The following is a 14,603-nucleotide window of genomic DNA, read 5'->3' as shown; positions in this document are numbered from 1 at the left end:
AGAATTGTATGCGTACAAACGAACAATTTACTGACCAGCAATTGGTACACCAGTTTAAAGATGGTGATGCCACTGCCCTTGAAACCCTGGTGCTTCGTCATAAAGACAAGCTCTACACCTCTATCTTTCTGCTGGTAAAAGATAAGTACCTGGCGGAAGATCTGTTCCAGGAAGTGTTCATCCGTGTAATTGATACCATCCGTGGTAACCGTTATACGGAAGAAGGAAAGTTTTTACCCTGGGCCATGCGTATTGCCCATAATCTTTGTGTGGATCATTTTCGCCGGGTAAAACGCACCCCCACCATTAAAACCAGTGACAACCACGATATTTTTGAAGTATTGAATTTCAGCGAAGACAATGCTGAACAAAAGATGATGAAAAACCAGAGCTACGACCGTATCCGTCGTATGCTGGATTTGTTACCCGAGGAACAAAGAGAAGTGATTGTACTCCGTCATTATGCTGATCTGAGCTTTAAAGAAATTGCCAGCCTCACCAATTGCAGCATCAACACTGCACTGGGCCGCATGCGCTACGGGCTCATTAATATGCGTAAGATGATGATGGAAAAACAGATTTCACTGTAAAAGAAACTACACTGTAAAAACGAATCCCGCTGTTTGGCGGGATTTTTTATTTTAGTTACAATCTTTAGTACTACTGGCATCTTTTGTTGCGTCGCATTTATCCCGTCTTTAGCGGGACTCTTGTACGTTGAGTATTGCATAGCAGCAAACAACAAAGTTTACTTTTCTCCAAACGCCTTCAATCCGCATTCCAGCCATTTTTGAAACTCTCTTGGATCGGGTGTGTATGCTTTTGTTTTTGTGAGTGCCTTTTCATCTAAACTGATGATGGCATATTGAGGCTGTGCCACCGCATTAAAGTTTTCGCTTTGGAATGTAGCCCATAGATCACCTACTGTGATGATTTGTTTTTTACCGCCTGTTTTGGTGGTGAAGGTTTGCTGCTGTGCGGCCGGCAATACTTTACGTTCGTCTACATATAAACTCACCACTACAAAATCATTCTTCATCATGGCAAGTACAGTTGGGTCTGTCCACACATTTTCTTCCATACGACGGCAGTTGACACAGGCCCAGCCGGTAAAATCAATCAACAAAGGTTTATTCAGCTTTTTTGCAAGCGCCAATGCCTCATTATAATCCCGTAATGGTTCCAATGATTTTTCACAATTTACCGGGTGGCTGTACGCACTATAACAAAGCGGTGGAGGAAAACCACTGATCAATGGCAACTGTGCCCATTTTGTATTGGTAACACCGGGAGCAATATAAATGGTGAAGGCTGCAAATAATACAATGAAAGTCCAGCGTATTCCGCCAATCTTCACCTTTTTATCATCATGCGGAAACTTTATCAATCCCAGTAAGTACAACACAATCAAAATACCAATCAGCAGCCAGATACCCATAAACACTTCTCTTGGTAATAACTTCCATTGCATTACCAGGTCTGCATTGCTCAGGAACTTTACCGCCATGGCCAGTTCTAAAAATCCTAAAACAACTTTTACTGTGTTTAACCAACCACCGCTCCTGGGCAAGGATTGCAACCAGTTAGGGAACATAGCAAATAATGCAAAGGGCAAGGCCAATCCCAATCCAAAACCGCCCATACCAAAACTCAATTGCATAGCTCCTCCATCTTTAGTTAAAGCACCTGCCAGCAAAGAACCGAGAATAGGACCGGTACATGAAAACGAAACAATGGCCAGTGTTAATGCCATAAAGAAGATACCTGCAAAACTGCCCACACTTGCTTTGGAATCTGCACCACTGGCTAAACTGCCGGGCAGTGTAATTTCAAAATAGCCAAAGAAAGAAATAGCAAAAACAACAAATATGATAAAGAAGATAATATTGAGCCATACATTGGTGGAAATGTTATTGAGGATTTCCGGATCCGTTTGATCCAGCAAATGAAACGGCAAACTCAGCAATACATAAATTAAAAAAATAAAGAAGCCATACAACACGGCATTACGGATGCCTTTACCCTTGCTGCCACTGCGTTTGGTAAAAAAAGAAACCGTAAGAGGTATCAAGGGAAACACACAGGGAGTGAGCAAAGCGATAAAACCACCCACTAATCCTAATAAGAATATGCCCCATAAACTTTTTCCTTCCGTGCCCTCATCACCGCAATTCACCTGGGGATTGTTAATATCAATACTTTCAATTTTAATACGTGCTTTTTGTGATACGCCTCCTTCCAGGAGCACATCAAATAAAAATTCACCGGGCAGGAATTCATCTTTAGCGCCGGTGGTAAATACCAGTTTACCTTTCAGACTCTCCGGCACCACACCTGTAAACAAAAATGTTTGAGAAATGCTGATGGTTCCTGCAGCTACCGCCATTTCTTTTCCTTCAAACAAAGCATCATTGATGGTTTGTACATTGCCTGCAAACTTCAATGCTGTATTTGTGAGCACAGCACTATCTGTAAATACAAACTTTACAGAATCCATCAAACCTGCTTCTTTACTGTAGAGGTATAAATATTTGTCTTTGGCAACCGTTGCTTCTGCCGTAAGTTCATAGGTATTAGCGCTGATGCGTTTACTGCTCAGTTTCCATTGCACCATTGCAGAATCCTGTGCCACTACCAGCAAAGAAGAAAATAAAAAACCGAGAAGCAGTAGTTGTTGTTTCATGCTGAATCGATTATCAAAAAATCCCGTTTTGAGTAACGGGATTTAAAAAGTTATAATTTAATGGAGAACTTGGCTACATCAGGTGGTAAGCATTGTTTGTCATCACACACCATAAATTCAATTTCACCCGTTACCGCTGTTTTTACATTACTCTTAAGTGTAATGGTTTGTACAAATTCCACTTTGTTAGCATAATAACGGGAGCGTGCATTGACCGCTTTCTCAAACTGGTCAATGAGTTTGCCCACTTCTTTGGGTTTACCATTTAAAACCACCAAGGGATTATTATTAAACTTAATAGTTGTAGGGAGCACAATGGCATCTTCGCTCTGTTTCTGGCTGTAAATATGCCAGGGAGTCTGCACGGTAGCCACCATCCGTATTTCATATTTTTTATCAGCAACTTTTTTAGCGCTGTACTCCCATTTTACTTTGCTGCCACTTTGTGCAAAAACAGCAGCAGCCATAAAGTTTACCAGCAACAATACTATAATTCGCTTCATGTGTACTTTTTTTATCAGGAAGACAAAATTGAAACCAAAGTTGCATTCCATTTGTAATCGGGATTACAAAGATAGGATGAACTGCTTTTTGTTATGGACGTACAGCTGACTTAAACAGCAACCGCCGCATTGATTAACAAAGCATTCAGAATTTTACGGCCATCGGTATTACCCAACAGCTCAGAAGTGGCACGTTCCGGGTGGGGCATCATACCAAACACATTACCTTCCTTGTTACTGATGCCTGCTATATTGCGGATAGCACCGTTAGGATTAGCGGCTGCTGTTTCATTTCCCTGCTCATCGCAATAACGATAAATTATTTGCCCGTTTGCCTCTAATGCATCCAACGTTTTTTCTTCAGCAAAATATCTTCCTTCACCATGCGCAATGGGAATTTTTAAGGCTGTACCGCCCACGCCGTTGAGATAGATATTTTTACAAATGAATTTTTGATTGGCATTACGAAGCAGTGCTCCGGGCAGCAGGTGACTTTCGCACAAAATCTGGAAACCATTGCACACACCCAGCACTTTGCCGCCACGGTTAGCAAAAGCGATTACACTTTCCATCATGGGACTGAAACGGGCAATGGCACCGCAACGCAGATAATCACCATAAGAAAAACCGCCGGGCAGTACAATACAATCTTCAGTGGTAAACATGCTCAGATCTTTATCCTTGTGCCAGAGCATGATAACTTCCTGGTTTAAGTCATTCTGCAGGGCATCCTGCATATCACGGTCGCAATTACTGCCGGGGAAAACTACAACACCAAATTTCATGTATTACTATTGAGGTTGATAAGAAGGGGCAAAGGTAACGTAAAGGGGCCGAAAAGAGACTTGCCTGTTGATTGTTTGTGATAAATAAAATAAGGTCAGTTAAGATAACTCCAGATGATCCAACCGATAGATAGCCAGATGCTGAGTTCCGGAATAGTTTTTCGGGAAGGAAAGGCATAAAAGGCAGCGGCATAAATACTAATTGGTACGGCCGCCAGTATAAAATACCCCATGTTTCCATGATGATTGATAAACGGAATAAATAATGCCAGTAAGAGATAATACAGCAATAAACCCCAGCTTTTTCGGCCCTGTACTACCAGGCGCAAACTGTAACGATTGCTCATAAAAAAACCAATCAATGCTGGCAGGAGCAATAAACCCAGCATCACCCAAAAAGACCAATGACCATAACCTGCCGGCAAAGACAATTGATGAACCGGGATGATTTCATACACCCGCTGCCACTGATCCCACACAAAAAAATACACGAATAAAAAGTAAAACGGTGTAAGCACACCAATGATTGTAACCAGCCATTCTGTTAACTGCACAGGTCTGAAAAGGGCCAGCGCTACAATGAGCAGGAAGATGAAATAGATGGAAGGGAAATAAATAAAAGAAGCAATCCCAAAACCAAAACCGATATTAAACAACAATCCTTTTACGTTACGGCTATGATACAAACTGATCATAGAGGGCAACACAGCCACCATGATGGTGTTGATGATAATACCCGGCGAAAGGGTGTTCCACTCCGGTACCAGGCTGCTGAGCAGCAGGTAAGCCAATGCAATTAAGAAGTTACCCGTGGGAAAGAGCTTCTGATCATTTACAAATCCGTTGAGCGTTACTGCCTGGATAAACAGAAGCAGGTAAGCGATGATAGGATACAATACAGGGAAATAAGACCCGGGCTGTTGCAGCCAACTTAGTATCTGCCGGTATAAAAATCCATCTGAAACCTGTGCCACCGGAGTGACAGGCTCCATAAAAAAAGGCATTTTGAGCAGGATGCCCAGGAATAACAGTACAAAAAGATTGAGCGGATTGTTACCGGAAAAAAATCGGATCACAGCATTGGTTGTTAAACGCAAACCTTGCTAAAGAAAATCAATTCTCCAAAAATAATTCCTGCATCAGAAATCAATGCGTGCAAAACTGAAGGAATTGCGGTACACAGCCGGTGCCAGCATTTCCCTTGCGCCTACCTGTTTACCCAAACGGATCATGAATTCATAACCTTTATCAAGACTTTTAAGCGGCGGCTCTTTGTTCACTTTACCATCAGGTGAAAGTGATTGTGCATTGAGCATGGGTTGACGCCGGCTCCATTCATTGTACAGGAACAGAAGTTCGGCACCGGAGTTCATGATCTGGTAAGAAAGCATGTTATCCGTATTATCATCATACTGTGATTTGGTAATAACATTGCTCCATTGAACATTAGCTTCTTTATCCAGCGACAGCACAATAACATTTTCAGCAAAGTAGCGGATCTGCTGGTTGGGTCCCCATGAGTTCATACCCCATGGTCTGCCCCAGCCCCATGTATTCCATCCGCCTCCCCAACCCCAGTTGTTCCAGGGATTCCAGCCCCAATAGTTATTCCAGGGATTGCTCCACATCCATGGATTATCCCAGCGGTTTAAATTATTATTGCGGTTATTGGTGTAAGAACTTTCACCTGTAATTAAAATACCGCCATCTTTCTTTACAATAAAATGTTTGAGATAATAATCATTAAACGCAAGCTTTAAGGAAGCATCACCTTTAGCCATGGAACGGAAATCATCGCTGAATTCAATAATTCGTTCAATATCGGGCCCTTCGAGGTTTTTGTTGATGATGGACACAAACAGTCCTTCAATATTTCCTCTTTTAGATTTAGAGCTAAGCGATGAAAGAATATAACGACCATTACTGTTATCTACTTTTATCCGGAGCTCATCAAGAAACACATCTTTCAGTGTAAGCGGAAACACTTTCACCGTATCAGCATACGCTTGAAGTACGGCCAGTTTTGCCTGGCTGATGTATTCCCGCTGGCCCGGTCTTGTTACATGGCTGAAGAGAAAATTGCCTTCATTATCCAGGTAAAAATCAGCAATGGATTCTTTATTGTTCTCGAGGCTATACGTAAAGGAAGTACGGCGGATGGGAATTAAGGTGTTGCTCAGCAATAAGGTCTGCACCTGGAAATCATCCCGCACTTTTATTTTCATTTTAAAGGCCATCAGCTTCTTTTTATCATCGCTGCTGATGATGGAATACACTTTATTATCGCTGAAGCTTCCGATACGGGTGGTATCCAGTTCCAGCGGCTCTCCTATTTTTTTGCCGGCACCATCAATACGCACACCCATCAGGTAAACCACATTTCGTTTTTCGTACTGGTAAAACAGAAGTGTGTTTTCAGGATTGCTGAAAAGATCAACACTGATAACACGGTCCGGAATAAAATCAAGATCAATTTTATCTTTCATCTTCATCTCCGCATCATACACACAGATATAGTGACGGGTGCGGATATTTTTGTAGATGAGATATTGATTGTTGTATTTCCCCAGGATTTCAAACTTCATCTGGCGCATATCATCACGATCCGGCTCTGAATAAAAGATGCGTTGTGCTGTTATGTCCAACCCAAGTGTACATAAAATAAACAACAGGAATAAACCTTTCGCTTTCATAATCTGTAATTATTCTGTTTAAAGTTAACGAGGAAGCAAGAAATATGTTTGAAAGATGCGGTTAAAATTTAATTTACATACACAATAGCAAGAATCATGTCAAAAATCTGTATTACGGGTGGCACAGGATTGATCGGAAGGAGATTAACAAGTTTATTGTCAGCACAGGGTCATGAAGTACTTATTTTAAGCCGCAGTGCCAAAGCCGGAGCAGCTGGCATTTCCTATGCAACATGGAATCCGGAGCGGGGCACTATTGATGGAGCAGCAGTGAGGGATTGTGATGCCATCATTCACCTTGCAGGTGCCGGTGTGGCTGAAAAACGCTGGACAAAAAAACGCAAAGCTGAAATTCTGAACAGCAGAACACACAGCAGCGCTTTATTGGTGCAGGCGCTGAAAGAAGATAAAGGAAATGTAAAAGCGGTGATCAGTTCTTCGGCTATTGGTTGGTATGGAGCTGACCGGGAAAGCGGAACACCTTTTACAGAAACCGATCCGCCCCATAGTGATTTTTTAGGACAAACCTGTTTGCAATGGGAGCAAAGTATTGAGCCTGTTGAACAATCGGGTATCCGTTTGGTAAAACTGCGGACAGGTATTGTTTTAAGCAATGAAGGTGGTGCTTTAAAAGAGTTTAAAAAGCCCTTACAGTTTGGCCTGGCAAGTGTACTGGGCAGTGGTAAACAAATCATCAGCTGGATTCACATCGATGATCTGTGCCGTATGTTTCTGCATGCGCTGCAGAATGAAAAATTGCATGGCAGTTATAACGCTGCTGCACCCAAACCGGTAAGCAACAAAGAGCTCACGTTGAAACTGGCCAAAAAAATGCGGGGCAATGCGTTTATTACAGCACCGGTTCCTTCGTTTGTGTTGAAGTTGATACTGGGCGAAATGAGTATTGAAGTTTTAAAAAGCACTACGGTAAGTGCTGAAAAGATACAGCAATCGGGATTTCAGTTTTTGTATCCTTCGATTGATGCAGCACTCAATGAATTAATTACATCTTGATTTCTTTACCATCAGCATCTTTCATCACCGGCTTTTTTTGTTTGGGAATGATGAGCTGCGGACTCAGCTCCGGCAATTTCTCTTTTGTTTCTTTATTATCAAAGAAATTAGAACTTACAAAATACCATTTCTTCCCATCTCGGGAAAGACCGATGAGTGTGCTTTCAGTTTCAATGCTTCCCATCATGGCTTCTACAGCCAATGTTTGCGGAATGGTACATTGCATTACGCCTTTATAAGTTACTACGGCTGATGGATTCCCAATAACGATGGATTTTACTTTGATGTTGAATTGCTTCCGGTATTTATCTGCACTGTCGGCTGCTGCTTTTATACGTTGTTTGTTTTGCGGATCACTCACCAGTTCCGGCCAACTGAAAGATGCATAGGTTTCCAGGTCCATAGCAGCTAATGCTTTGGCCATTTTCAACGCCTCTGTTTTAATAACGGTTTGTTGATTTTGAGCAGTTGCAGTTCCCGCAACAATCCATGATAAAATGAGAAGAAAATATTTCATACTTGAAAAATTATAAGTCACGTTTTTTGTACACCCAGAAAGCCAAGCCCCAGAAGAGAAGCAGGTATACGAAAGTAATGAGCGCCTGCTGATTTAAAAGACCAAGGGTCTTAGCATATTCATCAGGGTCAAGTTTTCCAAGAAAAGCAGGAATGGGTGTTAAACGGTCTGATGATTCGGTGGGCAAAAAGCGGCCTGCATCTTTTGCATATTTAATCATAAGACCGCTTACAATATTTTCAAGCACAATTTTATAAAAAACAAAAACGCCCAAAGCTATAAAGGCACGCCTGATGATCAATCCTAATAAAAAAGCAAAAGACAACTGTGTAAATACCTGCAAGGCAAACAAGGCTGCGTAATTCATCATCTTCCAGCTTTCAGCATTGGTTTCAGGAGTGGTAATAAGACCAATGGTGATTGTTACGGCAAGATATAAGCCCACAACCAGGGCCGTAATAATAACTACATTAAAAAATTTAGCAATTAAAAATTCATTCCGGCTCCATCCGTCAATTACATTTTGCCGGTTGGTTTTGTAGGTGTACTCATTAGTAATAAGCATAATCACCAATATGGCAGGAATAAAAACAAAAAGCGAAGAAGTGAAGGCTACTGTACGAAATACTTCAGGAAGCTCAAAAGGATTACCGATGAGCATCTTGAGCATTTGAGCTGCACGCTTTGCATTCTGCGTCTGATCCCTGTAAATAAAATAAAACAAGCCATTGATACCGGGATAAGAAAGCAATGTAACCCCCATGATCCACCAGAAACCGGGATAGTTTTTTATTTTAAGCCATTCCGTACGTAATAAGTTGAGCATATGATAAAAATGAAGAATGATTGATTGAAGGATTAAATCAGTTATTAGTAAGCTCAAAGAATTTTTCTTCCAGCCGTTTGCGTTTGATCATCAAATGACTGAGTGTAATTCCTTTCCCGAAACAATAACTATTGATTTCATCAGGTTTTGCTGTTCCTTTTGGTAAATAGAGCTGCACAAACTGTTCTGATGAAGTAACCGTATGCACTCCATTATAATCTTTAACAGCCTCTTTCAACTGTTGAATATCGGCAGCACTCAATTCCACCACATCTTCATCCACCAAAACATCATGTACACTGCCGGAAGTAATCAAGGTTCCAGTTTTAAGAATGGCTACATGCGTACATACTTTCTCCACTTCATCCAGCAGGTGGCTGGCCATGATAATCGTATGTCCTTTCTTACTGAGTTCAATGATCAACTCTCTTATCTCCATGATACCAACAGGATCCAGTCCGTTTGTTGGTTCATCCAGCACCAGGATTTTCGGATCGCCCAGTAATGCTGCAGCAATTGCCAGGCGTTGTTTCATACCTAAACTATAAGTACTGAAACGGCTGTTACGACGTTCATACAATTTCACTTTCTGCAAAACAGCATCAATACCCGCTGCATCACCACGACTGCTGATACTGTTGGTGATTTTTAAATTATTAACTGCAGACAGATAGTGATAGAAATTAGGCGTTTCCAGCAGGGAGCCGATATGCTTCCTTAAGTCCGGTGAGGCCGGTTTGCCAAACCAGGAATAAGTACCACTGTCTGCATTCAATACATCAAGGATAATACTCAGCAAGGTTGTTTTGCCGCTACCGTTGGGACCAAGGATACCGAATACAGCTCCTTCCGGCACTTCAAAGGAAACGCCTTTCAATGCCTGGATACGTCCGTAGGATTTTTTTAAATCTGATATGGTTAAGATGCTCATATAACTGGTTTAAAAAACCTCACAGACTTTTCAGCAAGTACTGATAAACTCTGTGAGGTTGATAGACATTTTCAAAATGAAGATATTAATAATTGCCGATAAACGCACTAATCTTCATTAATGGTATAGAAAGGATGATAAATACTTGTAAAATCTCCAAGAACGGCAAAGCCAGTTTTATCAAACTGCAACTTGTGCAATCTTAAATCTGCAATATCACTTGCCAATACTTTGCGGTGATGCGGATTAAGTGTACCTCCTGTTTCTCCCGGAGCTTTTGATGCATCATATTGAAAATGCGGGTCGCAAATAGTGCCCCTGGGATACATAATACCTGGCATATCCACCCCACGAATATCCTGTTCTTCCGGATGCTCCAGTCCGAGTGTATGACCATACTCGTGTGCAGCAGTGGTAGAAGTTTGCAGCAGGTTATCCAACTTAAAATAACCTGTGTTACTTCCCACACCATCAACAAAAGAAATATGTGTGGGTGATGTGGCTTCAATGCGGAAGTAATTGTTTTCTGGATTGGTATTGTACCACACTTCTTCCGGGTCTATATTCTGATTGCAATAACCTTCTATTTGAAATTGAATATCCCATTTTTTGTTTTGGAGATGAAGGATTGCATTGGGCTCATTCCAATGCTGTTGAATATCAAATGCAATTTGCTGTGCCAATGCATTTGTTGCTTCATTGCCGTAAAAGAAAAATACAGAACGGATGAGAAGGATTTGCTGTTGATGAAGAAGTTGAACGGTGCCCATAGTTTTATTATATCCTCAAAGAAAAACTGAAGATTTGTTTATATTTAGAAAAACAAACTTATGAAGAGTTTTATTTTTTTCTTACTCCTATTTATTGCGTTCCTGTCTGCGTGCAAGTCAAGTCCAAAATCGCCTGAAATTGTAAAGAAAGACAGCATATTAAAGACAGTAAGTTATATTGATTTGAATACAACTACAAAATTAACAGGAGCGCTGCATGTTCCGCTTGGTACAATAGTAAAACTAAAATGCGAGATTATTGATGGCGATAAAACTGAAATTAAGCAAAACATGGGTTTATGGCTGATGAAAATTCTGGAAATAGATGGCGCAAAGGCAGATGATAATATCATTTTGAATTTTACTCATTTAACTGAAGACTTTACTCATAATAAAAGTGACGAAGAAAAAAATTCACTGATTAAGGAAAATAAAATTTTAGAACTGATAGCATACGAAACGGGAGAATTTACCGGACTTCCTGAAAACTATATGAACTATACAGAAACCAGAGCCACTACAAACTTTTATTTCAAGACTTCATTAGTTGTAATTACAACAGGCTTTAAATAAGTTACTTCCAATAATCATATTGCATGTATCGTGCTGTTTCATCTGCCGTTTCTTTGCCCAGCAGTTTACTCACCACATACAGACTCATATCAATGCCTGCTGAAACACCTTCTGAAGTCATAATGTTTCCATTATCAACTAAACGGGTTTTTTCTTTTACTGAAATTGTTTCAGAAATCTTTTTGAGTGCATCAATAGCCAGAAAATGGGTAGTAGCTTCTTTTCCTTCCAGCAACCCTGCTTTGGCTAAGATGAGCGAGCCTGTACAAACACTTAAAGTAAGTTTAGCCTGCGCACTTTGTTCCTGAATCCATTTCAGCACGATGGGATTGTTCATTTCTCTCCGGCTGCCGAACGGTGTTCCATCTGCATGAAAACCTCCACCGCCTGGAATAACAATGATCTCAGCTTTAGGCGCTTTCTCTAATGTATAGGTAGGTTTAATGGTGAGATGATTCCTTGCATTGATGGTATCAAACTGTGCGACTGTAAACACCTCAAAAGGCGGAACATTCATCGTTCGCAATCCTGCAACAGAAAACACTTCAAACGGCCCGGCAAAGTCTAATACTTCTACTTCGTTGAAAATAAAAATGGCGACACGGTAAGTCATAATTAAAAAAAGTGTTGGCTAAGTTAACCAACACTTTTGATTGCAAATAAAATCAATTGTTATGATTAATTTCTAACAGGCTTACCACCCTTCAACAAACTCTGTATCCGCTCCAATGTTTTCTTTTCACCACACAAACTCAGGAATGCTTCACGCTCCAGATCTAATAAGTATTGCTCTGAAACCAAAGTAGGCTCACTCAAATCACCACCGCACATCACATACGCCAGTTTTTTAGCAACCGTTGCGTCATGTGGAGTTGCATAACCTGCTGTTTGCATACCGTTGATACCGGCGAGCAGTGCACCGAGTGCAGAACGACCCAGCACTTTAATATCTGTACGTTGCACAGGTGTTACATAACCGCTGTCAAACAATTCAATCACACTTCGTTTTGCTTCGGAAATGCGGCGGCTTTGATTCATCACCACTTCATCCAACCCTTTACGGAACACACCAATCTGAAAACCTTCCTGTGCTGATGTAGCTACTTTCGCCGTTGCAATATTTAAAAAACGATTTTTTAGTGTAATGGTTTCGGGCTCATCTTCATGCATTTCATCTGCAGCACGCAATACAAATTCTTTGGTACCACCACCACCCGGAATTAAACCAACACCCAGTTCCACCAAGCCGATATAGGTTTCAGCAGCAGGCATACATTTATCAGCATGCAAGTTGATTTCACAACCACCGCCCAACGTTAAACCATGCGGGGCAACAACTACAGGAACTGATGAATACCGCAAACGCATCGTTGAATTCTGGAACATACGAATAGCCATATCCAGTTCATCATACTCCTGCTCAATAGCGAACATGAAAATCATGCCCACATTTGCACCTGCGCTGAACTGTGCCCCATCATTAGCTACGACAAGACCTTTATACTTTTCTTCAGCCAAAGCAACAGATTTATTTAATCCTTCCAGTACTTCTGCGCCAATGCTGTTCATCTTGGTGTACCATTCCAAACCAATTACATCATCACCCAGATGATAGGTTCTGCAGACAGCATTCTTCCAGATGGTTTGGTTTTCAAAGTTCTTCATCACAATGAAAGCGCTTTCATCACCCACTGTTGAAACATAAGTTCCCGTTGCAGGTGAGTAGCACAACCGCTTGCCATTTTCCACTTTGTAAAAAGAGGTATTGCCTTTGGCGAGCATTTCATCAATCCATGGAGCAACCGTATAACCTGCAGCCTTTAATGCTTCGGTTTGTTTGGCCACACCCAGCACATCCCATGTTTCAAATGCACCGATTTCCCAGCCGAAGCCTGCCATCATTGCATCATCTACACGGTACAACTCATCACTGATTTCAGGAATGCGGTGAGAGATGTAAGAGAACAATGCATAATGAAATGTTTTGTAAAACTCTGCCGCTTTATCACTGCCGCCGCAAAGCATTTTGATGCGTGTTTTTAAATCATCAATGGGCTTGGCTGCATCTACACTTGCAAACTTTGGTTTTACACGAGCGCCATACTCCATTGTTTGCAGGTTCAAGGTTAGAATTTCCTTTTCTCCACCTGCACCTTTTGTCTTCTTAAAGAATCCCTGTCCTGTTTTATCGCCCAGCCAGTTGTTATCAATCATCTTTTGCAACCAGGCGGGAATGGTGAAGAGATGTTTAGCTTCATCATCGGGACAATTATCTGCCACACCTTTTGCTACTTTCACCAATGTATCTAAACCAACAACATCACCTGTACGGAATGTTGCAGATTTTGGACGACCGATGATGGGACCTGTTAATGCATCTACTTCATCCACGGTCAACTTCATTTTCTCCATGGTGTTCATAATAGCCATCATACCAAATACACCGATACGATTGGCAATGAATGCAGGTGTGTCTTTACACAACACCGTGGTCTTGCCCAAAATCAAATCACCATAGTTCATCAGGAAATCAACGATTGCAGGATCCGTATATTTTGTGGGAATAATTTCCAGCAAACGCAAGTACCGTGGCGGATTAAAAAAGTGTGTACCGCAGAAATGTTTTTTAAAATCATCACTTCTGCCTTCTGCCATCATATTAATGGGAATGCCTGAAGTATTAGAAGTGATGAGTGTGCCGGGCTTTCTATATTTTTCAACCTGTTCAAAAATCTGTTGTTTGATATCCAGGCGTTCTACAACTACTTCAATCACCCAATCACAGTTGGCAATGTCTTTCATATTATCAGTGAAATTGCCTGTTGTGATTTTCTTCGTCACATCTTTAGTGTACACAGGTGATGGATTGCTTTTGATGGCTGCAGCCAACGCATCATTCACCAGTTTATTCCGCTCCGCAGGTTTGATGCTTTCTTCCATTCCTTTCGGAACCATATCCATCAAAATGGTTTGAACACCCACACCTGCAAAATGACAGGCAATTCTGGAACCCATAACACCACTACCAAGGACAGCAACTTTTTTAATTACTCTTTTCATATAGCTTGTATTTATACCCCTTTGGGGATGGAGGAAAATTAGTTAGTTATGCAACTATTTTAAATCGAAGATAGGATAAAATTGATTTTTGAAACACCTCCAACAGAAAAACCTTCTTGTTAAGAAAAACTTAAGGCCATGATACAATTAAACCCCGGGGCAATGCCGGGGTCTATGAAGTATATAATCCTTAACCTTAAAAATTACAGTTATGAAAACAATTACTTTCAACAAAACAGCACAAATGC

General features: G+C 41.1%; 14 protein-coding genes. 3 read left to right on the top strand and 11 right to left on the bottom strand.

The features are described 5' to 3' along the window. The first annotated feature begins 8 nt into the window (after nucleotides 1-8). A complete protein-coding gene (locus tag PDL71_RS05570; protein WP_407526504.1) occupies nucleotides 9-590 on the top strand; it encodes an RNA polymerase sigma factor in 582 nt (193 codons plus the stop codon). Between the two features lie 158 nt (nucleotides 591-748). Here PDL71_RS05570 and PDL71_RS05565 read toward each other — a convergent pair whose 3' ends face one another. The 5 genes from PDL71_RS05565 to PDL71_RS05545 form a co-directional block, all read right to left on the bottom strand. Continuing rightward, nucleotides 749-2,683, bottom strand: a complete 1,935-nt coding sequence (locus PDL71_RS05565; protein WP_407526501.1) for a protein-disulfide reductase DsbD family protein — start codon at nucleotides 2,681-2,683, stop codon at nucleotides 749-751. 50 nt (nucleotides 2,684-2,733) lie between these two features. Continuing rightward, nucleotides 2,734-3,186 (bottom strand): hypothetical protein, encoded by a 453-nt coding sequence (locus PDL71_RS05560; protein ID WP_407526498.1) that lies wholly within the window; start codon nucleotides 3,184-3,186, stop codon nucleotides 2,734-2,736. A 110-nt stretch (nucleotides 3,187-3,296) separates the two neighbouring features. Then, nucleotides 3,297-3,971, bottom strand: a complete 675-nt coding sequence (gene purQ, locus PDL71_RS05555) for a phosphoribosylformylglycinamidine synthase subunit PurQ (protein WP_407526496.1) — start codon at nucleotides 3,969-3,971, stop codon at nucleotides 3,297-3,299. Nucleotides 3,972-4,066: 95 nt separating this feature from the next. After that, nucleotides 4,067-5,047, bottom strand: a complete 981-nt coding sequence (locus PDL71_RS05550) for a DUF6427 family protein (protein WP_407526493.1) — start codon at nucleotides 5,045-5,047, stop codon at nucleotides 4,067-4,069. A 63-nt stretch (nucleotides 5,048-5,110) separates the two neighbouring features. Then, nucleotides 5,111-6,664, bottom strand: a complete 1,554-nt coding sequence (locus PDL71_RS05545) for a hypothetical protein (RefSeq protein WP_407526491.1) — start codon at nucleotides 6,662-6,664, stop codon at nucleotides 5,111-5,113. A gap of 96 nt (nucleotides 6,665-6,760) precedes the next feature. Between PDL71_RS05545 and PDL71_RS05540 the strand changes: the two genes are divergently transcribed. After that, on the top strand, nucleotides 6,761-7,678 hold the full coding sequence (locus tag PDL71_RS05540; protein ID WP_407526488.1) for a TIGR01777 family oxidoreductase: 918 nt from the start codon (nucleotides 6,761-6,763) through the stop codon (nucleotides 7,676-7,678). On the opposite strand, the gene PDL71_RS05535 is transcribed toward PDL71_RS05540, so the two are convergent. From PDL71_RS05535 to PDL71_RS05520, 4 genes are all read right to left on the bottom strand, one after another. Further along, a complete protein-coding gene (locus PDL71_RS05535; RefSeq protein ID WP_407526485.1) occupies nucleotides 7,668-8,195 on the bottom strand; it encodes a hypothetical protein in 528 nt (175 codons plus the stop codon). The two genes, PDL71_RS05540 and PDL71_RS05535, sit on opposite strands and share 11 nt — an antisense overlap. Nucleotides 8,196-8,205: 10 nt before the next feature. Next, complete coding sequence (locus PDL71_RS05530; protein WP_407526483.1) at nucleotides 8,206-9,021, bottom strand: ABC transporter permease subunit; 816 nt, start codon at nucleotides 9,019-9,021, stop codon at nucleotides 8,206-8,208. 37 nt (nucleotides 9,022-9,058) lie between these two features. Then, the gene (locus tag PDL71_RS05525; protein WP_407526480.1) at nucleotides 9,059-9,952 is read right to left on the bottom strand and encodes an ABC transporter ATP-binding protein; all 894 of its coding nucleotides are present in this window, start codon (nucleotides 9,950-9,952) and stop codon (nucleotides 9,059-9,061) included. Between the two features lie 107 nt (nucleotides 9,953-10,059). Beyond that, a complete protein-coding gene (locus PDL71_RS05520) occupies nucleotides 10,060-10,722 on the bottom strand; it encodes a peptidase M10 (RefSeq protein ID WP_407526477.1) in 663 nt (220 codons plus the stop codon). Between the two features lie 60 nt (nucleotides 10,723-10,782). Between PDL71_RS05520 and PDL71_RS05515 the strand changes: the two genes are divergently transcribed. Next, nucleotides 10,783-11,295, top strand: coding sequence for a hypothetical protein (locus tag PDL71_RS05515; protein ID WP_407526474.1), 513 nt, complete (start codon nucleotides 10,783-10,785; stop codon nucleotides 11,293-11,295). Between the two features lies 1 nt (nucleotide 11,296). Here PDL71_RS05515 and PDL71_RS05510 read toward each other — a convergent pair whose 3' ends face one another. Continuing rightward, nucleotides 11,297-11,908 (bottom strand): DJ-1/PfpI family protein, encoded by a 612-nt coding sequence (locus PDL71_RS05510; RefSeq protein ID WP_407526471.1) that lies wholly within the window; start codon nucleotides 11,906-11,908, stop codon nucleotides 11,297-11,299. 65 nt (nucleotides 11,909-11,973) lie between these two features. Next, complete coding sequence (locus PDL71_RS05505; RefSeq protein WP_407526468.1) at nucleotides 11,974-14,355, bottom strand: 3-hydroxyacyl-CoA dehydrogenase/enoyl-CoA hydratase family protein; 2,382 nt, start codon at nucleotides 14,353-14,355, stop codon at nucleotides 11,974-11,976. Nucleotides 14,356-14,603 lie beyond the last annotated feature (248 nt).

Source organism: Lacibacter sp. MH-610 (genome assembly GCF_045780045.1).
Classification (GTDB): domain Bacteria; phylum Bacteroidota; class Bacteroidia; order Chitinophagales; family Chitinophagaceae; genus Lacibacter.
This window is presented reverse-complemented; position numbering and strand designations above follow the sequence as displayed.

What these genes read in the sequence shown, in the direction of transcription:
- PDL71_RS05510 (WP_407526471.1), bottom strand. Translation starts at nt 11,908, where the DNA reads ATGACTTACCGTGTCGCCATTTTTATTTTCAACGAAGTAGAAGTATTA.
- PDL71_RS05530 (WP_407526483.1), bottom strand. Translation starts at nt 9,021, where the DNA reads ATGCTCAACTTATTACGTACGGAATGGCTTAAAATAAAAAACTATCCC.
- PDL71_RS05565 (WP_407526501.1), bottom strand. Translation starts at nt 2,683, where the DNA reads ATGAAACAACAACTACTGCTTCTCGGTTTTTTATTTTCTTCTTTGCTG.
- PDL71_RS05505 (WP_407526468.1), bottom strand. Translation starts at nt 14,355, where the DNA reads ATGAAAAGAGTAATTAAAAAAGTTGCTGTCCTTGGTAGTGGTGTTATG.
- PDL71_RS05520 (WP_407526477.1), bottom strand. Translation starts at nt 10,722, where the DNA reads ATGGGCACCGTTCAACTTCTTCATCAACAGCAAATCCTTCTCATCCGT.
- PDL71_RS05535 (WP_407526485.1), bottom strand. Translation starts at nt 8,195, where the DNA reads ATGAAATATTTTCTTCTCATTTTATCATGGATTGTTGCGGGAACTGCA.
- PDL71_RS05545 (WP_407526491.1), bottom strand. Translation starts at nt 6,664, where the DNA reads ATGAAAGCGAAAGGTTTATTCCTGTTGTTTATTTTATGTACACTTGGG.
- PDL71_RS05540 (WP_407526488.1), top strand. Translation starts at nt 6,761, where the DNA reads ATGTCAAAAATCTGTATTACGGGTGGCACAGGATTGATCGGAAGGAGA.
- PDL71_RS05570 (WP_407526504.1), top strand. Translation starts at nt 9, where the DNA reads ATGCGTACAAACGAACAATTTACTGACCAGCAATTGGTACACCAGTTT.
- PDL71_RS05515 (WP_407526474.1), top strand. Translation starts at nt 10,783, where the DNA reads ATGAAGAGTTTTATTTTTTTCTTACTCCTATTTATTGCGTTCCTGTCT.
- PDL71_RS05560 (WP_407526498.1), bottom strand. Translation starts at nt 3,186, where the DNA reads ATGAAGCGAATTATAGTATTGTTGCTGGTAAACTTTATGGCTGCTGCT.
- purQ (WP_407526496.1), bottom strand. Translation starts at nt 3,971, where the DNA reads ATGAAATTTGGTGTTGTAGTTTTCCCCGGCAGTAATTGCGACCGTGAT.
- PDL71_RS05525 (WP_407526480.1), bottom strand. Translation starts at nt 9,952, where the DNA reads ATGAGCATCTTAACCATATCAGATTTAAAAAAATCCTACGGACGTATC.